16 protein-coding genes are annotated in these 18303 nt (G+C 67.7%); 3 read left to right on the top strand and 13 right to left on the bottom strand.

The features are described 5' to 3' along the window. Nucleotides 1-5 precede the first annotated feature (5 nt). Genes V3W46_RS15295 through V3W46_RS15275 form a run of 5 tightly spaced genes read right to left on the bottom strand, consistent with a single transcriptional unit; the run spans nucleotide 6 to nucleotide 5199 of the window. Complete coding sequence (locus tag V3W46_RS15295; RefSeq protein ID WP_331783995.1) at nucleotides 6-995, bottom strand: zinc-dependent alcohol dehydrogenase; 990 nt, start codon at nucleotides 993-995, stop codon at nucleotides 6-8. A gap of 37 nt (nucleotides 996-1032) precedes the next feature. After that, nucleotides 1033-2088 carry a 2,3-butanediol dehydrogenase gene (locus tag V3W46_RS15290; protein WP_331783994.1) on the bottom strand — a complete coding sequence of 352 codons (1056 nt, stop codon included), beginning with the start codon at nucleotides 2086-2088 and terminating at the stop codon, nucleotides 1033-1035. 35 nt (nucleotides 2089-2123) lie between these two features. Further along, nucleotides 2124-3014 carry an NAD(P)-dependent oxidoreductase gene (locus tag V3W46_RS15285; RefSeq protein ID WP_331783993.1) on the bottom strand — a complete coding sequence of 297 codons (891 nt, stop codon included), beginning with the start codon at nucleotides 3012-3014 and terminating at the stop codon, nucleotides 2124-2126. Next, nucleotides 3011-4426 carry a M24 family metallopeptidase gene (locus V3W46_RS15280; protein WP_331783992.1) on the bottom strand — a complete coding sequence of 472 codons (1416 nt, stop codon included), beginning with the start codon at nucleotides 4424-4426 and terminating at the stop codon, nucleotides 3011-3013. Before V3W46_RS15280 ends, V3W46_RS15285 begins: the two co-directional genes overlap by 4 nt. Continuing rightward, nucleotides 4423-5199, bottom strand: a complete 777-nt coding sequence (locus V3W46_RS15275) for an SDR family NAD(P)-dependent oxidoreductase (protein WP_331783991.1) — start codon at nucleotides 5197-5199, stop codon at nucleotides 4423-4425. The genes V3W46_RS15280 and V3W46_RS15275 overlap by 4 nt, the downstream gene beginning before the upstream one ends. A 160-nt stretch (nucleotides 5200-5359) precedes the next feature. Here V3W46_RS15275 and V3W46_RS15270 point away from each other — a divergent pair, with 160 nt between their 5' ends. Then, complete coding sequence (locus V3W46_RS15270; protein WP_331783990.1) at nucleotides 5360-6127, top strand: helix-turn-helix domain-containing protein; 768 nt, start codon at nucleotides 5360-5362, stop codon at nucleotides 6125-6127. A 23-nt stretch (nucleotides 6128-6150) separates the two neighbouring features. On the opposite strand, the gene V3W46_RS15265 is transcribed toward V3W46_RS15270, so the two are convergent. Genes V3W46_RS15265 through V3W46_RS15255 form a run of 3 tightly spaced genes read right to left on the bottom strand, consistent with a single transcriptional unit; the run spans nucleotide 6151 to nucleotide 11346 of the window. Continuing rightward, nucleotides 6151-7635, bottom strand: coding sequence for an NAD-dependent succinate-semialdehyde dehydrogenase (locus V3W46_RS15265; protein WP_331783989.1), 1485 nt, complete (start codon nucleotides 7633-7635; stop codon nucleotides 6151-6153). A 58-nt stretch (nucleotides 7636-7693) separates the two neighbouring features. Beyond that, a complete protein-coding gene (locus V3W46_RS15260; protein WP_331783988.1) occupies nucleotides 7694-9154 on the bottom strand; it encodes a dihydrolipoamide acetyltransferase family protein in 1461 nt (486 codons plus the stop codon). Between the two features lie 2 nt (nucleotides 9155-9156). Further along, complete coding sequence (locus V3W46_RS15255; protein ID WP_331783987.1) at nucleotides 9157-11346, bottom strand: alpha-ketoacid dehydrogenase subunit alpha/beta; 2190 nt, start codon at nucleotides 11344-11346, stop codon at nucleotides 9157-9159. 148 nt (nucleotides 11347-11494) lie between these two features. Between V3W46_RS15255 and V3W46_RS15250 the strand changes: the two genes are divergently transcribed. Both V3W46_RS15250 and V3W46_RS15245 read left to right on the top strand, forming a co-directional pair. Then, entirely contained in the window at nucleotides 11495-12028 is a 534-nt protein-coding gene (locus V3W46_RS15250) for a VOC family protein (protein ID WP_331783986.1), read from the top strand. 23 nt (nucleotides 12029-12051) lie between these two features. After that, entirely contained in the window at nucleotides 12052-12723 is a 672-nt protein-coding gene (locus tag V3W46_RS15245; RefSeq protein ID WP_331783985.1) for a GntR family transcriptional regulator, read from the top strand. A gap of 39 nt (nucleotides 12724-12762) precedes the next feature. Here the strand turns inward: V3W46_RS15245 and V3W46_RS15240 are convergent, their stop codons facing one another. From V3W46_RS15240 to V3W46_RS15220, 5 genes are all read right to left on the bottom strand, one after another. Further along, nucleotides 12763-14067, bottom strand: a complete 1305-nt coding sequence (locus V3W46_RS15240) for a M24 family metallopeptidase (RefSeq protein ID WP_331783984.1) — start codon at nucleotides 14065-14067, stop codon at nucleotides 12763-12765. A 2-nt stretch (nucleotides 14068-14069) separates the two neighbouring features. Beyond that, the gene (locus V3W46_RS15235; protein WP_331783983.1) at nucleotides 14070-15098 is read right to left on the bottom strand and encodes a ketopantoate reductase family protein; all 1029 of its coding nucleotides are present in this window, start codon (nucleotides 15096-15098) and stop codon (nucleotides 14070-14072) included. 94 nt (nucleotides 15099-15192) lie between these two features. Continuing rightward, nucleotides 15193-16392: a multidrug effflux MFS transporter gene (locus V3W46_RS15230; RefSeq protein ID WP_331783982.1), complete on the bottom strand. Its 1200-nt coding sequence runs from the start codon at nucleotides 16390-16392 to the stop codon at nucleotides 15193-15195. 10 nt (nucleotides 16393-16402) lie between these two features. Beyond that, complete coding sequence (locus V3W46_RS15225) at nucleotides 16403-17755, bottom strand: NtaA/DmoA family FMN-dependent monooxygenase (protein ID WP_331783981.1); 1353 nt, start codon at nucleotides 17753-17755, stop codon at nucleotides 16403-16405. A 12-nt stretch (nucleotides 17756-17767) separates the two neighbouring features. Further along, nucleotides 17768-18262, bottom strand: coding sequence for a nuclear transport factor 2 family protein (locus tag V3W46_RS15220; protein WP_331783980.1), 495 nt, complete (start codon nucleotides 18260-18262; stop codon nucleotides 17768-17770). Nucleotides 18263-18303: the final 41 nt, after the last annotated feature.

The raw sequence follows: 18303 nt of genomic DNA, 5'->3' as shown, positions 1-18303 counted from the left end.
GGCGACTAGGCCTGGGCCACCGGCGCCGCGGCCGACAGCTCGATCTGGGCCTTGATGACGCCCTCTTTGAGGTGTGCCGTCGCGAGCGCGTCGAGGGCCTCGTCGACACCGAACACGTGCGTGATCAGCGGCGAGAGGTCGATGCCGCTCTTGGCGAGAAAGCGCAGAGTCTGCGGCCAGACACCGGGGCTGCCGATCGATCCGGTGATCGACAGTTCTTTCGACTGGATGAGGCCGAGCTGAGCGGTGGCCGAGCGGCCGACATCGATGCCGACGTACGCCACACGCGCGCGGAAGCCGGCGAGTTCCAGCGCGATCGCCATCACTGCGGGGTGGCCGCTGCACTCGATGACCACATCGGCGCCCCGTGAGCCCGAGAGGCGGTCGACGGTGGCCTGAGCCTCGTCGGGATGCACGGCCTCAGTCGCCCCGAGCTGGCGCGCGATGCGGCGGCGCTCCTCGGTCGGCTCGACGACGATCGTCGTCGCCCCGAGTGCTGCCGCCGCGGCTGTCGCAGCCAGGCCGATCGGGCCGGCGCCGAGCACGACGAGCACGTCGCTGGCGTCGACGTTGCCGGCGCGCAGCAGGGCGTTGTACGCCACGCTGAACGGCTCGACCAGGGCGCCCGCGGCCCAGTCGAGCTCGTCGGGCAGGCGGTGCAGCCACGCCGGCTTCGCGACGAAGTACTCGGCGGCGGCACCCGAGATGGAGAAGCCGAAGTGGTCGTCGCCGATGACGCACTCCCCCACGACCCGGTCGCCGACGGCGAAGTCGGTCACGTCGGAGCCGACGGCGGCAACCTCTCCCGACCACTCGTGACCCGGAATGATGGGGTACGAGAACGGGATGATGTACCGGCCCTCTAGCAGGTCGATGTCGGAGTGGCACACCCCGACCCGGCGGGCCGCGATCAGAACCTCGTCGGCCGCGATCGCGGGCACATCGAGGCCGCGCACCTGCGCGTCGTCCTGTTCGACGAATTGCAACGCTTTCATGTCTGTGGATCTCCTGTTTCAGGGGGCTCGGACGATGTCAGTAAGCCCGGATGAGCACTTTGAGCTGGTCGCCGCTGGGCGAGAAAAGGGTGTCGAAGCCGGCCACCACGTCGTCGAGCGGAATCTGGGTCGAGACGACCTTCTCGACGGGGTAGAGCCCGCGGGCGACGAGGTCGATGATGCGCGGCCAGTCGGTGACCGGGTAGCACCAGGTGCCGGCCAGGGTGATGTCGTGCTCAGAGAGCACCATCGGGTCGATCGCGGCCGGCCGGGTGTGCAGGCCGGTCTGGGCGATGCGGCCCGCCGAGCGAACCGAGGCCAGGGCGGCCTGCAGGGCTCGTTCGTTGCCCGAGCACTCGACCGCGGCATCCACCCCGACGCCCTCGAGGGAGTCTTTGAGGTAGGCCGGCACGTCGATGCTCGACGGATCGAGCACCTCGCCCACATCGAGGCCGCGGGCGAACTCGGCACGGAACGGGTTCACCTCGGAGATGAACACGTTGGCACCGATCGACGAGGCGTAGAGCGCAGCGAGGGCGCCGATGGGCCCCGCGCCCGTGATGAGCACGTTGTCGCCCGGGCGCACCCCGGCGGTGTCGACGCCGTACGCGGCGACGGCTCCCGGCTCGATGAGCGCACCCTGCACATCGTCGACCGAGTCGGGCAGAACGCTCACGTGGTCGGCGGGCACCACGGCGAGTTCGGCGATGCCGCCCCAGGCGTAGCTGAGCCCGATGGCGGCCATCCGCTGGCACAGATGATTGAGCCCGCGGCGACAGTAGTAGCACTGGCCGCAGAACAGCAGCGGCATGACCGACACGCGGTCACCTGCCTTCACGTTCGTCACGCCGGCGCCCACCTCGAGCACCTCGCCCGAGAACTCGTGGCCCAGAATCTGCGGAGCGGTCGCCCCGGTCAGCGCGTGCGGCGTGCTCGGAATCACGATGGGGCCCATCGCGTACTCGTGCAGGTCGGTGCCGCAGACCCCGCACCAGAACGGCTTCAGCAGCACCTGTCCGGGCCCGACCTCACCCGGATCGCTGACGGTGTCGACCCGCAGGTCGTGGGCCGCATGAAAGACGGCAGCTCTCATTTCTTGCTCCTTTGCAAAAGACGTGGGACGTACGGTCAGTGGGCCTGGCGCCGTCGGGTGACCTCGGCGATCGAGGCCCAGTCGAGCTCGGCCTGGCCCTCTGACAGCGCCGACTCGAACACACCGCGCAGCATGCTCTCTGAGGGGAACGAGACTCCGGAACCCTTCGCGGCGTCGAGCGCCAGCATCAGGTCTTTGAACCCGAGTTCGGTCGTGAAGGCGGCGGGCGAATAGGTGCGAGTGGCGATGGCCGAGCCGTACCCGGTGTAGACCAGTCCGGGGAAGAAGCTGTCGCCCAGCAGCTCGACGAACAGCTCGGTGTCGATGCCCCGGCTCTCCATCAGCGTGATCGACTCGCTCATGGCCTGGATGGCGTGGATGAGCAGGTAGTTCATGCCGATCTTCACGACGTTCGCCACCGAGGGGTCGGCGCCGAAGTCCCATACGCGGCGGCCGATCACGTCGAGCACTGGGCGCACCCGGTCGACGAGGGCGGGGTCGCCGGCGGCCAGAATCGTCAGGGCGCCCGATGCCGCCGCGGGAGGGCGGCCGAGCACCGGAGCGGCGACGTAGCCGACACCGGCGGCAGCGTGCATCGCGGCCAGCCGGGTCGCAGCACTCGCCCCGATCGTCGCCATGTCGACGTGCACGGCACCGGCGGGCGCCGCGGCGAGCGTCGCCTCGTCGAACAGGTCGAAGATCACCGACTCGTTGGAGAGCATGGAGAACACGGTGCCGGTCTCGAAGGCGGCGCCGATGGAATCGGCGCGCGTGGCGCCCTTCTCGACCAGTGCCTCGACAGGTCCCTGCGACCTGTTCCAGACCACCGGGGCGTAGCCGTGCTCGATCAGGTTGCCCGCGATGGCGGCGCCCATCGAGCCGAGGCCCACGAACCCGAGCGGCGTGGTCGCCGACTCGGAACTCATGCGCCGGGCTCGCCGCGACCCGCCGCGGTGTTCAGGTTCGACTGCGAGTCGCGCAGGGTGGGCAGCACGCCGCCGACGTTGAAGTACCGCTTGCCGGCGACCAGCAGGTCTTCGGCCGGGAACTTGGTGATCACCTGGCAGCCGGTGGCGGTCACGATCACCTCTTCTTCGATGCGCGCGGCGCCGATGCCGTCGGCCGACGGCCAGTAGGTCTCGAGGGCGAAGACCATGCCCTCTTTGAGTTCTTCTGGGTGGTCGAGCGACACGAGGCGCGAGAAGATCGGCTTCTCCCAGATGGAGAGGCCGACACCGTGGCCGTACTGCAACGCGAAGGCTGCCTCTTCGTCGGCGAATCCGAACTCCTGGGCGGTCGGCCACACCGAGACGATGTCGGCCGTGGTCGCGCCGGGGCGAACCAGTGCGATCGCGCGGTCCATGTACTCGCGGGCCCGGATGTAGGCGTCGTTCTGCGCAGAACTCGCCGAGCCGACCGCGAAGGTGCGGTAGTAGCAGGTGCGGTAGCCGTTGTAGCTGTGCAGAATGTCGAAGAAGGCGGGATCGCCGGGCCGGATGAGCCGGTCGGAGAACACATGCGGATGCGGCGAGCACCGCTCGCCCGAGATCGCGTTGACGCCCTCGACGTATTCAGAACCGAGGTCGTAGAGCTTCTTCGAGACCAGGCCGACGCACTCGTTCTCTTTGACGCCCGGCTTCAGGAATTCGTAGAGGTCTTCGTACGCGGCATCGACCATCGAGGCAGCCTGCGTGAGCAGCGAGATCTCGTCGAAGGTCTTGATGCGGCGGGCCTCCATGAAGATCTGCTGGCCGTCGACGACCTGGATGCCCGCCTTCTGCAGCGCGAACAGCACAGGCAACTCGATGACGTCCACGCCGAGGGGCTCGTTGGCGACACCGAACTTCTCGAGCTCACGCTTGATCTTCGCGGCGACCTTGTCGGCGATCTCGGCGTCGGGGTTGAACGCCCCGCGCAGGGTGGAGATGCCGGCCCGCGACCCGCTCTCGGCACGCGGACGCACGGCGCCGTGGTGCGGAGCGTGCGGGTCGGCGTCAGCCTCGGCCGTCGTCGTGTCGAGCCAGGGGTTGAAGAGCGAGTGATGCTTGGCCGCCGAGCCGAAGTCCCACATGATCGGGTCGCTGTTGCGGGTGAGCAGACTGAACCTGATCAGCTTGTCCATCGCCCAGGTGCCGATGTGGGTCGAGGTCATGTAGCGGATGTTCGAGAAGTCGAACGCCAGCACCGCACCGACGTCTGACCGGTTCAGCTCGTCTTTCAACCGCGCCAGGCGTTCGGTTCGCAGGCGGTCGAAGTCGACACGCTGCTCCCAGTCGACAGCGTTGGTGCCGCGCGTCGCCGTGGCCGACGTAGCGATGCTGAAGGGTGTCGTGCTCATACGAGAACCATCCCGCCGTCGATCATGATCACCTGGGCGGTGAGGTAGTCGGAGTCGGAGGAGGCGAGGTAGAGCGCCGTTCCGACGATGTCGCCCACCTGGGCGGTGCGGCCGCGGATGATGCCGGCGGAGAACTCGTTCATCGCCTGCCCGGCCTGCGTGCTCTCACCGATCTCGAGCAGGTCGCCGTCGAGCTTCACCCAGAGCGGGGTGTCGACCACCCCGGGAGCGAACGCGTTCACGGTGACGTCGTGCGGGGCGAGCGCCTTCGCGGCTGACTGCGTGAGCGAGATGACGGCGGCCTTCGAGGCGGAGTACGGGGCGAAGGCCGGAAATCCCTCACGGCCGGCCATCGAGGTGGTGTTGATGATCTTGCCGCCGCCACCCTGGGCGATGAACTGCTTCGCCGCCTCCTGGGTGCCGATCAGCACGCCGAGCGCGTTGACCTCCATGATCGAGCGCCAGTTGTCTTCGGTGACGTCGAGAAACTGCATCGGCTTGTTGAAGCCGGCGTTGTTGAACCACACGTCGATGCGACCGAATTCGGCGACCGCGGCCTGCACCACCCGCTGCACGTCTTCGCGCACGGCGACGTTGGCCTGCACCCCCAGCGCACGCTGGCCCTCGGCCACGATGCTGCGTGCGGCGGTGTCTGCCGCCTCGGCGTTCAGGTCGGCCACGACAATTGCGGCACCCTCGGCGGCAAGAGCTTTAGCGAAGCCAAGTCCCATGCCGCTGGCGGCCCCCGTGATGACCACAACTTTGTCTTGCATACGATTCGCCATTGATTCGTTTCCCTTTCGGCATGTTCAGTAATGCTTGCCAGCGTGTTCAGCATAGCAACACACTTCCTGAACATGCACCCATGAAAAGACGAAAAACTCGGCGAAACTCCTCGTATACTCGTGCTTTACAGATGGACACGGACGAATCGTGCACACTGTAGGAGCAAGGAGTCTGATCATCACCGACGACATCGGCCCCCGCCTGCGTGCTGCACGCATTGCCCAGGGCATCAGTCTCCGCAGCGTGGCCACCGCGGTCGGAGTGTCAGCGAGCCTCATCTCACAGGTCGAGACCGGCAAGACGCAGCCCTCGGTGAGCACGCTGTACGCCCTCGTGAACCACCTCGGCATCTCGTTCGACGACCTGATGGCCGGCAGCGCCACCGGGTCGGGCACGGCGACCCCGCCACCGACGGCGACCGTGCCGCCCAGCGAGCCCAGACAGGCCGCCGCGCACGAGACACCGGCGGCACCCGCGGGCGGCCCGGTGCAGCACGGCAGCGACAATCCGGTGCTCGAGATGGAGAACGGCGTGCGCTGGGAGCGGCTCGCCGCGAGCCGCGACGGCTCGGTCGATCCTCTGCTCGTGACCTACGAACCCGGTGCCTCGAGCTCGATCGAGGGCCGCATGATGCGGCACAGCGGCGTCGAGTACGCCTACCTGCTCTCGGGCGAGCTGACCGTTCGGCTCGACTTCGACACCTTCACGGTGCGGCCGGGCGACTCGCTGAGCTTCGACTCGGTGCGCCCGCACATGTACGTGAACGAAGGCACCGTTCCCGCCCAGGGGCTGTGGTTCGTCGTCGGTCGCCGCGAGTTCTCGAGCGAGATGCGCGACTCGGGGCAGCCCGAACGCGTCACCTCCGGCCTGAGCTCGGCCGTCGACGTGCTGCAGGCGATGGACCGCCTGGCCTGACGGCCAGACGCCCATCGCTCGGCTCACCAGCTGACCGCGATGTACTTGCTCTCGGTGTAGTCGAGTACACCCTCGTGACCGCCCTCGCGGCCGAGACCCGACTGCTTCACGCCGCCGAACGGGGCGGCAGGGTCTGACACGATGGCCCGGTTCAGCCCGACCATGCCCGACTCGAGCGCCTCGCTGACGCGCAGGCCCTCGGCCAGATCGGTCGTGTACACGTAGGAGACGAGCCCGAACTCGGTGTCGTTGGCCAGACGCACGGCCTCCTCGTTCGTCTCGAAGACGACGATCGGCGCCACCGGCCCGAAGATCTCCTCAGAGAGGATGGCCGCGGTCTGCGGCACCCCGGTCAGCACGGTCGGCTCGTAGAAGTAGCCGTCACCTGCGATCGACGAACCGCCGACCAGTGCACGCGCGCCCTCTGAGACGGCTCCGTTCACGAGCGTCTCGACCTTCTCACGGGCCTCCGCGTTGACCAGCGGACCGATGCGGGTGGCAGGGTCGAGCCCTGCACCGACGGTGAGCTCGGCGAACTCCGCCGCGAGCTTCGTCGAGAACTCGTCGACCACCGACGAGTGCACGTAGAAGCGGTTGGCCGCGGTGCAGGCCTCCCCGCCGTTACGCAGCTTGGCGATCATCGCGCCGGCCACGGCCTCGTCGATGTCGGCCTTCTCGAGCACCAGGAACGGCGCGTTGCCGCCGAGCTCCATCGAGGCGTTGACGACGGTCTTCGCCGACTCGGCGAGCAGCATGCGGCCGACCTCGGTCGACCCGGTGAACGAGACCTTGCGCACCCGGGGGTCGGCGAGCAACTTCGACGAGAGTGCGCCCGATCGGCGGCTCGGGATGACGTTGACCACGCCGGCGGGTACGCCCGCCTCTTCGAGGATGGCGGCCATCGCGAGAGCGGTGAGCGGGGTGTCGGAGGCCGGCTTCAGCACGACGGTGCAGCCGGCGGCGAGCGCCGGCGCGATCTTGCGGGTGGCCATCGCGGCCGGAAAGTTCCACGGCGTGATGAGCAGGCATACGCCGACCGGCTGGTGGGTGACGAGAATGCGGTTCGTGCCCGAGGGCGCCGTCTCGACGGTGCCCTGGATGCGCACGGCTTCTTCGGAGTACCAGCGGAAGAACTCGGCGGCGTAGGCGACCTCGCCCTTCGCGTCGCCGAGCGCCTTACCGTTCTCGAGCGTGATGAGGGCGGCAAGATCATCCTGCCGCTCGGTCATCAGCTCCCAGGCGCGACGCAGGATCTCGGCCTTCTGCCGCGGGGCGACGGCGCGCCAGCCGGCGGCGGCGGCCTCGGCGGCGTCGACGGCGGCGAGCGCGTCTTCGACCGAGGCGGACGCCACCGTGGTCAGGGTCTCACCGGTCGAGGGGTCGACGACGCCGAACGACGAGCCGTCGCTGGCGGGCCGTTCTTCGCCGCCGATCCAGAGGCCGGTCGGCACGGTCAGGCCGAGCCCGGCCAGGGTGGGCAGTGCGGTGGGCGGGGTGGCGATGCTCATGATCTTCTCCGGAGGGTGTGTGGGTGTCGAGACGGGTGGGGTGCCGGGGCGCCGGTCGTCAGAGCAGGATGCTCAGGGGATTCTGAATGCGGTCGGTGAAGGCCGCGAGCCACCGTGCGGCGAGCGCACCGTCGACGGCACGGTGGTCGACCGACAGCGTGCAGCGCATGACCGTGGCGACGACGATCTCGCCGTCTTTGACCACCGCCTGCGGGGTCGCCGCGCCGACGGCCAGGATGCCCGACTGCGGTGGATTGAGAATGGCCGAGAATTCGCGGGTGCCGTACATGCCGAGGTTCGACACTGAGAAGCTGCCGCCCTCGAGCTCGTCTTGCTTCAGTTTCTTGTCTTTGGCGCGGCCGACGAGTTCGGCGATGGTCGAGCTCACCGCGGTGAGGCTCTTCGAGTCGACGCCCCGTACCACGGGGGTGACGAGACCGCCCTCGGTGGCGACCGCGACGGCGATGTCGACGGCGTGGTGAACGCGCATGCCTTCGTCGCTCCACGTCACGCTGGCTTCGGGAACCTCGGCGAAGGCCGCGGCCACCGCCTTGACCACGAAGTCGTTGACCGAGACGCGAACCTTCGAGCTCTCGTTGACCTGCTTGCGCAGGGCGAGCAGGTCGTCGACCAGGCAGTCGGTGGTGAGGTAGAAGTGCGGCACCGTCGATTTGCTCTCGGTGAGCCGCCTGGCGATCGCCTTGCGCATGCCGGTGTGGGGCACGAGATCCCACTCGGTGCTGGGAGCGGGTGCCGAGGCAGGGGCGGCAGGCGCTGCCGATGCGACGGGCGCAGCCAACGCGGGTGCAGCCGCAGCGGGAGCCTCGGGTGCGCGCTCGGCGGCAGCCGGGGCCGACTCGACGTCGCGCCGCACGATGCGGCCGCCGGGACCGGTGCCGACGATCGCCGCGGGGTCGAGACCGCGTTCGCGGGCGAGCTTGCGTGCGATGGGGCTGACGAAGAGACGGCCGTCGCCGCGATCTGTCTCGGCTTGCGGTGTGGCTGCCGGGGCAGCCGCGGTCGTTGTGGCGGGTGCAGTTGCCGCTGCGGTGGCCGGAGCATCCTGAACCGCCGGAGCGCTCGAGGCCGCAGGCGCAGCCACCGTGGCAGGAACGGCCTGTTCGGCTGCACGTTCTTGAGACGGCGCCTCGACGATCGGCGTACCACCGTCGGGGTCGCGAGGCGCGACGTCGGGGGTATTCGCCGCCTCAGCCACGAGTGCGGGCTGTTCTGCGCCGCCGCCCGAACCCAGCAGGGCGTCGATCTCGGCGTCGCCCTCGCCCGTGCCGAGCAGCACCGCGATGGGAATTCCGATCTCTCCGGACTGGCCGGCTTCGAGCAGCACGCGGCCGACGACGCCCGCGTCTTCGGAGTTGTACTCGACGATCGCCTTCTCAGTCTCGATCTCGGCCAGCGGATCGCCGATGGCGACCGACTGACCCTCTGTCACCAGCCAAGTGGCGATCGCAGCCTCTTCAGAGCCCGCGAGCACGCTGGGCATGCGGATGATGGTGGCCATGATCAGGCTCCTTTTCCGAATCCGGCGCGAATGCGTTCGAGGCCGGCGACGACCTCTTCACTCTTCGCGATGGCGGCACGTTCGAGCACCTTCGAAATGCTCGGCGACGCCTCAGAACCGGTCACGCGCTGCACCGGCTGGTCGAGGTAGTCGAAGAACCGGCGCTGAATCTCGTCTGCGAGCCAGCTGCCATACGAGGTTCCCTGGGCGCCCTGTTCGACGATGAGCACCGAATTGGTCTTCTGGATGCTCGCACCGATGGTGTCCCAGTCGACCGATGCTCGGTCGAGAAAGCGCAGGTCGATGAGCTCGGCGTCGATGCCGGTCTCTTCGATCGCCTTGGCGCTCTCGCCCACCATCGACAGGTAGCTGATGACCGTGACGTCAGAGCCCTCACGGCGAATCGCGGCCGTGCCGAAGGGAATCGTGAAGTCGAGGTCGTCGGGAATCAGGCCCGACTCGGCGTACAGGTCGACATGTTCGATGATCAGCACCGGGTCTTGGATGGCCAGGGCCAGGTTCATCAGGCCGATGTAGTCGAACGGGGTCGACGCGGCCATGATGCGCCAGCCGGGGCTGGTGGCGAAGATGCCGGCCGGGTCCATGAGGTGCTGCGAGCCGTAGCCCGAGCCCATGGCGATCTTGGTGCGCAGCACCAGCGGAACGGGATTGTCGCCGCCGAACATATGGCGCGCCTTGCCGATCTGGTTGAACACCTGGTCGGCCGCCACCCACATGAAGTCGGGGTACATGAACTCGACCACGGGACGGTAGCGGCCGTCGAGCGCCATGCCCCCGCCGAGTCCGACGAACGCGTTCTCGCTGATGGGGGTGCCGAGCACGCGGTCGGGGTACTTCTCCGACAGGCCCTTGGTGGCACCGTTCGTGCCGCCCTTGAGGCGGTGCACGTCTTCGCCCATGACGACGATGCGGTCGTCTTCTGCCATGCGGCGATCCATCACGGCCGACACGGCGTCGACGAACTTGCCCTTCGTCGTGGCCCCGGTGAACTCCGACTCCTCCAGCGTGCGGGCGTCGGCGATCTCGCTGAGGTCGCCGCGGATGCCCACATCGACGAAGCTCGGATCGGGCCAGAGGTCTGGGCGGATGCGCTTGACGCCGGGCTTGCCATCGGGGTCGGGCTCGGTCAGGGCGTCGGCGGCCAGACGAACGGCATCCTGAGCCTGCTGACGCACCGACGCAAGGCCCGCGTCGTCGATCAGACCGAGCGTCTTCATCTCGCGACCGACACGCACCAGCGGGTCGCGCTCGCGCCAGGCGGCCTCCTCTTCTTTGGGGCGATAGCCGAAGGCACTGCCGGGGTACGGGCCGTTCTGGTGGAAGAAGCGGTAGACCTCGGCCTCGATGACCGCCGGACCCCTCCCTGCGCGCATGTGCTCAGAGGCTTTCTCCATGGCGAGGTGCACCGCGAGCGGGTCCATTCCGTCGACACGCCAGGCCGGGATGTTGAAACCGAGGGCGCGCGCCGACAGCCGCGGTTCTGCCGTGACCTCACTGACGTTGGTCGACACCGCGTACAGGTTGTTCTCGATGAAGAAGCACAGCGGCACCTGCCAGGCCGCCGCCAGGTTCATCGACTCCAGAACCGAGCCGATGTTCACCGCGCCGTCGCCGAAGTAGCTGACCGTGAGGTCGGTGGTGCCGGACTTCTTCTGGGCCCAGGCGTTGCCCGCTCCCATCGGAACGCCACCGCCGACGATGGCGTTGGTGCCGAGCGCACCCGCCTCGTGCCACTGCAGGTGCATGGAGCCGCCGCGACCGCGGCAGTAGCCCTGGGCGAGACCGAGGATCTCGGCGAGGGTGCGCCGCAGAACATCCTGAACCGCGTCGTTCACCAGGTGCGCAGGGTCGAGCCCTTCGGGGGCGACGTGGCCGAGAGCCTTGGCGAGAAACTGGTGGTGCCCGCGGTGCGAGCCGTTCACGCCGTCAGACGAGCTCAGGCCGACGATCGAACCGACCGCGCCGCCCTCCTGGCCGATCGAGGAGTGAGCGGGGCCGTGCACGAGGCCGGCGCCGGCGAGGTCGAGCACTGTCTCTTCGAAGGCACGGATGAGGTGAAGCTGCCCGAGCATCGTGGCCAGCAGCGCCGGGTCGGCGGCCTTCCAGTCGGCGGGCGTGGTGCGCAACTCGAGCCAGTCAGAACCCGGGTGCAGGCGCTTTTCGCGGGGCATTCCACTTTCTCCTTTGTAAGTGAACAACCGTGTCGAACGGCGTTACCTACTCAGCGTAACGCGCGAGATGTATCCATTGCAAGGGGTATTGCAGAGGTGCATCCGCTCGAGGGTAGGATATGGATACATTCAGCAATTGGAGACGACGATGACTTCTCACCGGATTCCCGGCCTGCGCGGCGCAGAACACCTCGGTTTCACCGTGCCTGACATGGAAGAGGCGCACCGCTTCTTCGTCGACGTGATCGGCGCCGAGTTCGTGTATTCGCTGCCCGAGATGAAGAAAGACGACGACTGGATGCGCGAGCACCTCGCCGTCGACCCGCGCAGTATCGTGCGGGAGATCAGGTTCTATCGCTGCGGCTTCGGCCCCAACTTCGAGGTCTTCGAATACGAGGCCACGCCCGACCAGCGGCCCCAACCGCGCAACAGCGACGTCGGCGGCCACCACATCGCGTTCTACGTCGACGACCTCGACGAGGCGATCGCGTACCTGAAGAGCGAGGGCGTGCGTGTGCTCGGCGAGCCCACCGCGAGCCGCAACGCGTCGGCCGGCCAGCGCTGGGTGTACTTTCTCAGCCCCTGGGGCATGCAGTTCGAGCTTGTCAGCTACCCCGAGGGCAAAGCCTACGAGAACGACTCGGCAGTCATCCTCTGGCACCCCGCCCGACCGGCCCAATGACCCGGCGCTAGGCTGACCTGACCATGACTGCGATCAGCGAGAACGTCGCGAGCCACCGCATCGCCGACGCCCTGCGTGCCGACATTCTCGGCGGGCAGCTGGCGCCGGGCGAACGCATCAGGCAGGAAGACCTGGCCGAGCGCTTCGGCGCCAGCCGCATCCCGGTGCGCGAGGCGATCAGGATGCTCGACGCCGACGGGCTCGTGACGGTGGTGTCGAACTCGGGCGCCTGGGTGTCGCGGCTCTCGCTCGATGAGTGTGTGGAGGCCTATGCGATTCGCGAGCGCCTCGAGCCGCTGCTGCTGCGGTCGAGTCTGCCGAACCTCGGCCCGGCCGCGCTCGATCGGCTGGCTGAGCTCGCCGACGAGATGCAGGGCAACACCGACGTCGACGTCTTCATGCGCCTCGACCGGGAGTTCCACCTGCTGAGCTACTCAGGGGCGACGCCGAGCGGATACCTGTGGCAGATCATCCACCGCCTCTGGAACACCACCCAGCACTACCGGCGCGAGTACGCCTCACTCGTCGGCGTCGGCCTGCAGGTGACCCACATGGAGCACCACCTGCTGGTCGACTGCCTGCGCCGGGGCGACGCCGACGACGCCGAGCGGGTGCTCGTCACGCACATCCGCCGCACCCGGCTCGAGCTCGAGCGTCACCCCGACATCTTCGCGCTCGACGCCGGCGCGCGGTGACACTCGCGTCACCGCGGGCCGACGCTCTCGCGCGGTCGCTCAGTACTGGCCCGCGATGAACAGGTCTTGGGCGGGAAACCGCGTCAGCACCTCGATGCCGTAGTCGGTGACCACGACCTCCTCTTCGATGCGGGCGGCCGACACGCCGTCGCCGGCCGGGCAGTACGTCTCCATAGCGAAGACCATGCCCACCTGCAGCTCGACCGGGTCGGCGAACGAGTTCAGCCTGGAGATGATCGGGCGCTCATGCAGCCCGAGCCCGAGCCCGTGCGCGAACTGCAGACCGAACGCGGCGAGCTCGGAGTCGAAACCGAAGTCGCTCGCCTTCGGCAGCACCTTCGCCACGGAGTCGGTGCCCACGCCTGGCTTGATCGCATCGAGGGCGGAATCCATCCACTCCCGGGCGGTCTTGTAGGCGTCTTTCTGGCTCTCGGTCGCCCAGCCGACGCCGAACGTGCGGTAGTAGCAGGTGCGGTAGCCGTTGAACGAGTGGATGATGTCGAAGAACGCTTGGTCGCCGGGCCTGATGATGCGATCGGTGAAGTTGTGCGGGTGCGGATTGCAGCGCTCCCCCGAGATCGCGTTGACGGCCTCGACCTGGTCGGAGCCGTACTCGTAGAGCCGCTTGTTCGCCAGGGCCACGATCTCGTTCTCACGAACGCCGGGGCGCAGGGCCTCGGTGATGTCCTGGTAGACCCCGTCGACCATCGCAGCCGCCTGGTTCAGCAGCACGATCTCGTCGACGTTCTTGATGACGCGCGCGTCGAGCATCGCCTGCTGGGCATCCGCCACCCGCAGGCCCTGCCGCTGCATCTCGAACAAGAAGGGCGGCTCGACGATGTCGAGGCCCACGGGCGCATCGGCGAGGCCGTTCGCCTTCAGCAGCGACACGATCTCGGCGATGGCGGTGCGCATGAGACCGGTCGGCTCGGGTGCCACGGCCCCGCGAAAGCCGAGGAAGCCCGGGCGATGGTTCTCTTCCGGCATCCAGTCGGAGGTGAGCTTGTGGTGGCGCACGGCAGAGCCGAAGTCCCACAGAATCGGCTCCTGACCGCGCATCAGCAGCGTGTAGCGGATCATCTTGTCGCCGAGCGCGCCGCCGATCCAGGTCTGCGTCACATAGCGGATGTTATAGAAGTCGAACAACAGAAAGGCGCCGCAGTCGCTGGCCTCCAGCGCGGCCTGCGCGCGGGCGAGCCGGTAGCGACGCAGCCGGTCGAAGTCGACGCGGTGTTCGTAGTCGACGGCCATGCCGCCGGGCGCCGCGATGGGCCGAACGTTCGCGGGGCGGGTCGACGGCCGCTCGAACCGCTGGTCGGGGGTGTGGTCGTGGTGCGCTGACATGGCTAGACGCGAGCGCCCAGCAGCAGATCGATGTTGGCCGGCCCGCGCTCGAGCTCGCCCGCCTCGATGCGGCGCGCAAGATCGACGATGACGGCGTTCGCGGGTGCGGTTCCGCCGATCTTCGCCTGCTCGTCGACGACGAGGCCGTTGATCTCGTGCACCTCGTTGCGGCGCCCCTTGATCCAGTCCTGCAGCGACGTCGTGCGGGTGGTCGGCGACGAGAAGCGGCGCAGCACCTGGTCGAGCAGTTGCTCGGCGAAGGCATCCGGGTCGTCGAGTGCGGCATCCGTCATGCCGAAGATCGGGCGCAGCTTGCTGCCCGAGGCCACGGCGGTACGCGCGGCCTCGCTGCCGCACTTCAGCATGAACTCGTACATGCCGGGCACCTGCACAGCCTTGGCGAGTTCGAGGTCGAGGATGGCCGACGGCACCAGCTCGGCCGCGTTGACGATGAGCTTGCCCCACTTCGACGAACGGATGTCGTCGGAGACTTCGACGGTGCCGGCGTGGCCGAGAGCCTCGGCGGCCTCGTGCGCACGGGCCTGGGCCGCGGGGTGGATGCCGCCGATGGCGAACCAGGCGGTGTCGGGAGCGTTCTCGCGGTTCACGACTCCCGGCTCCCACATGTTCGACGCCATCTCGATCACAGCACCGAGGGTGCGCTCGGGGCCCATGATGTCGGCGATGTCGTCGAGCGACATACCGTTCTGCAGGCCGACGACCAGGCCGGTCGGCTTTACGAGCGGCTTGATCAGCTCGCAGGCCCAGCGCGTGTCGTACGCCTTCACGACGATGAACACGATGTCGAAGGGCTCGCGCAGCTCGGCGACCTCGTAGAGGTTGAACGCCGAGACCTTCGTGTTCTCGGTGCGGTCGGGCATCTTCACGGTGATGCCGTTCTCGCGCATGGCTGCAACGTGGGCGGGCCACTGCTCGATGAACGTGACATCGAGACCGGCGCGGGTGAGGTCTGCGGCGATTCCGGCGCCGTTGGCGCCGGTTCCGACAAAGGCGATCTTGGGTGAGGGCATCAGCGCTGATTCCTGCTTTCTGTTCGCTGTTAATGAACGCTTGACATGGTATTACGGGGATGTCACCGCTGTACAGCCTGCTTGTGCATTCCCACTAAACAAGTCGTGGACGGACCGTGACCCGCAACACGACGTTGGCGAGCACCAGAGCAACCACCATCGTCACCCCGAGTGTGACCGCGGTGGCTCCGGCGAGAGACACCAGCGGCCCGATGATCGGAGCCACGACGAACTGCGCCGTGCCCAGCAGCGCGGCTGCCGTTCCCGCCCGGGCGGCGTGGTCGCGCAGCGCGATCGCTGCCGTGTTCGGGTTCGTGGCGCCCTGAAAGAAGGTGACGATCGCGAGCGACGCACAGAGCGCGACGAGCGGCAGAGGTATGAGCCCGGCCACCAGCACCAGCACGGCACCGACCAGTCCGCCGCCGAGCGCGAGCGTGAGCAGCCACAGCGCGCTACGCCGCCGGGCGAGACGCCCGTTGACCTGAGAGCCGAGTACGTATGCGAACGAATTGATCGCGTACAGCCCGCTGAAGGCCAGCGGTGACACCGCGAATTCGTTCTGGAAGATGAAGCTGGTCATCGACAGGTACGTGGTGAAGGAGGCCGTTGTGCAGGCGAGAATGAGAATGACGCCGAGCACGAGCCTGTCGCGGGCCACGATCGAGAAGTCGCGGCCCACGGCCGACAGCCCACCCACCCGCCGAGCCTCACGCGGCAGGCTCTCTCTGACACCCGTCGCCGCCCCGACGACAAGCACGACACCGATGCCGGCCAGCACGAGAAATACCCCGCGCCAGTCCATGAAACGGGTGAGCTGGCCTCCGATGATCGGCGCGAGAATCGGCGCCGAGCCGCTGACGAGCATGACCAGCGAGAACATGCGGGCCAGGTCGGAGCCGGCGTACATGTCACGGATGCTCGCCCGTGACACCACCATTCCGGCCGCCCCGCCGAGGCCCTGCACGAACCGGAACACGATGAGCAGGCCGATGTTCGGGGCGAACGCACAGGCCAGCGACATCAGCGTGTAGACGAAGACGCCCGCGATCAACGGCACCCGCCTGCCGAACCGATCGCTCAGCGGTCCCATGACGAACTGGCCGAGGCCGAGCCCCATCATGCACGCCGACATAGTCAGCTGGGCCAGCGTGGTCGACGTACCGAGGTCGGTCTGCAGTTGGGGCAGTGAGGGCAGGTAGAGATCCATCGAGAGCGGGCCGAAGGCCGACAGCGAGCCGAGCAGAACCACGCTTCGCCTGATGCTCATGACAGGCGCGGCCGCCTCAGGCGTCATCAATGATCATTCAGCGTGTCTCTGAGGCTGTCCGATGCCCGGATGACCGGCGATCGGGCCGCGCCAGGGCCAGGGTGTCGCGCAGTGTCTCACCCGGATATTCGGTACGGAAGAGCCCGCGCCGTTGCAGTTCTGGCACCAGAAGATCGCACACCGCGTCAAGCCCTTCGGGCATGTAGGGCGGCGAAATCATGAAGCCGTCGCACGCTTCGGCCTCGAACCACTGCTGCATCTGGTCGGCGACGCTCGTGGCCGTACCCACGAACACCGGATGCCCCGCCGACTGCGACGACGTGCGAACCAGCTCGCGCAGCGTCGGGCGCTGCTCGGTTACGAGCCGGTACATGTTGGGGTACCTGCTCGCTCCGAGGTGCGAGTGACCGGCCGCCTCTTCGAGCGTCTTCAGCCGCTCGACGGGAAGAGGTTCGTCGAGATCGAGCCCGTCGAGATCGGCGCCGAGCAACAGCGTGCTCAACTCATTCAGCCCGACCCGCAGCGGCAGCAGATCGGCAATCGATCCCATGATGTCGTCGGCCTCTGCCTGTGTCTCGGCAATGATCGGCAGCAGCCCCGGCAGCACGCGGGGCGCGCCGTCGGGCCTGCCGTTCGCCGCCGCCAGCTCGCGCAACCGGCGCCGAAACTCAATGGCGCTCGGCAGGTGGTTCTGCGCTGTGAAGACGACATCGGCGTTGCGCGCCGCGAATGCCATGCCCTCGGGCGACTGGCCGGCCTGCACGATAACCGGGCGGCCCTGCGGCGAGCGCGGCATGGCCAAGGCATCCCGAACCTGCACGTAACGGCCCTGGTAGTGCGGTTGCGAGATCTTCGAGATGTCGGCCCAGACTCCGTTCTCGCGGTCGAGTACGACCGCGTCGTCGGCCCACGCGTCCCAGAGCGCGGTCATGGCCTCGAAGGAGTCCTGAGCCTGGTCGTAGCGTTCGGCCTTGGGCGGCAGGTCATTCTGGAAATTGGCGGCCCCGTCGGTCGAGGTCACGACATTCCAGGCGACGCGGCCGTTGGAGAGGAAGTCGAGCTGGCTCAACATTCGGGCCAGGTTGTACGGCTCGGTGAAGGTCGTCGACGCGGTGGCGATCAGTCCCAGCTTCGTCGTCACGGCGCTCAGTGCGCCGAGCGTCGTCAGGGGCTCATACGACGACATGTCGGGGTTGCCGCCGACCCGGTCGAAGAACACCTTGTCGGCAAGAAAGATGCCATCGAACCGCGCGGCCTCCGCTCGCTCGGCCGAGTACCGCACGAGCTCGAGACCGAACAGTTGCTCGATGCGGCTCTCACGGCGCGCCCAGGTGTGCATGTAGCGACCGGTCGGGCTGTGGAACAGCACAAGGCTGAGCTGGTGTGACATGGCGCTCGCGCCTCAGGCGATCGGTGCGCCGAAGTTCGCCGGCAGGGTCTGCCTGGCGATCGCGTTGTCGGGAAATGCATTCAGCACGTCGCCGAGCCATTTCGATGCCCGACGGTAGACGAACAACCACTCGCCGTCGATCTTCGCTACGACGTCGGTGTAGTAGCCCGTCCAGTAGAGCGACGGGCCGACGTCGCGCAGCACGAATACGTGCGCGAACGACTTCACCTTCCAGTGGTCGGGGCGGCCCTCGTCGTCGGGTTCGAAGAGGCTCTGCCCGATGAGGTGCTGGCGGCCGGCGAACAGCGGGTTCTCGTGGAAGTAGCGCAGCACGAGCTGTCTGATCTGGTCGCGGCCGGTCACCACGGTGAGTTCGTCGAAGACGGCGTCTTCGGCGAAGCACTCGACGAAACCGTCGGTGTCGCAGGTGTCGAGCGCCCAGGCGTACTTGGCCCAGAGGTCGCTGATGAGAAACCGGTCTTCGGCGGAGGGGGTCGTTTGTGACATTCTCGTTCGGCTTTCGTGAGGGGGGCGGCGCCCGCCGCGAA

The sequence above is a fragment of the Subtercola sp. YIM 133946 genome (assembly GCF_036553535.1).
Taxonomy (GTDB): Bacteria; Actinomycetota; Actinomycetes; order Actinomycetales; family Microbacteriaceae; genus Subtercola.
The sequence above is the reverse complement of the archived record's forward strand: the minus strand, read 5'-3'. Positions and strand labels throughout refer to the sequence as shown.

Bases quoted from the DNA above. Each gene is read 5' to 3' on its own strand.
- V3W46_RS15295 (WP_331783995.1), bottom strand. From the start codon at position 995: ATGAAAGCGTTGCAATTCGTCGAACAGGACGACGCGCAGGTGCGCGGC.
- V3W46_RS15290 (WP_331783994.1), bottom strand. From the start codon at position 2,088: ATGAGAGCTGCCGTCTTTCATGCGGCCCACGACCTGCGGGTCGACACC.
- V3W46_RS15285 (WP_331783993.1), bottom strand. From the start codon at position 3,014: ATGAGTTCCGAGTCGGCGACCACGCCGCTCGGGTTCGTGGGCCTCGGC.
- V3W46_RS15280 (WP_331783992.1), bottom strand. From the start codon at position 4,426: ATGAGCACGACACCCTTCAGCATCGCTACGTCGGCCACGGCGACGCGC.
- V3W46_RS15275 (WP_331783991.1), bottom strand. From the start codon at position 5,199: ATGCAAGACAAAGTTGTGGTCATCACGGGGGCCGCCAGCGGCATGGGA.
- V3W46_RS15265 (WP_331783989.1), bottom strand. From the start codon at position 7,635: ATGAGCATCGCCACCCCGCCCACCGCACTGCCCACCCTGGCCGGGCTC.
- V3W46_RS15260 (WP_331783988.1), bottom strand. From the start codon at position 9,154: ATGGCCACCATCATCCGCATGCCCAGCGTGCTCGCGGGCTCTGAAGAG.
- V3W46_RS15255 (WP_331783987.1), bottom strand. From the start codon at position 11,346: ATGCCCCGCGAAAAGCGCCTGCACCCGGGTTCTGACTGGCTCGAGTTG.
- V3W46_RS15250 (WP_331783986.1), top strand. From the start codon at position 11,495: ATGACTTCTCACCGGATTCCCGGCCTGCGCGGCGCAGAACACCTCGGT.
- V3W46_RS15245 (WP_331783985.1), top strand. From the start codon at position 12,052: ATGACTGCGATCAGCGAGAACGTCGCGAGCCACCGCATCGCCGACGCC.
- V3W46_RS15240 (WP_331783984.1), bottom strand. From the start codon at position 14,067: ATGTCAGCGCACCACGACCACACCCCCGACCAGCGGTTCGAGCGGCCG.
- V3W46_RS15235 (WP_331783983.1), bottom strand. From the start codon at position 15,098: ATGCCCTCACCCAAGATCGCCTTTGTCGGAACCGGCGCCAACGGCGCC.
- V3W46_RS15230 (WP_331783982.1), bottom strand. From the start codon at position 16,392: ATGACGCCTGAGGCGGCCGCGCCTGTCATGAGCATCAGGCGAAGCGTG.
- V3W46_RS15225 (WP_331783981.1), bottom strand. From the start codon at position 17,755: ATGTCACACCAGCTCAGCCTTGTGCTGTTCCACAGCCCGACCGGTCGC.
- V3W46_RS15220 (WP_331783980.1), bottom strand. From the start codon at position 18,262: ATGTCACAAACGACCCCCTCCGCCGAAGACCGGTTTCTCATCAGCGAC.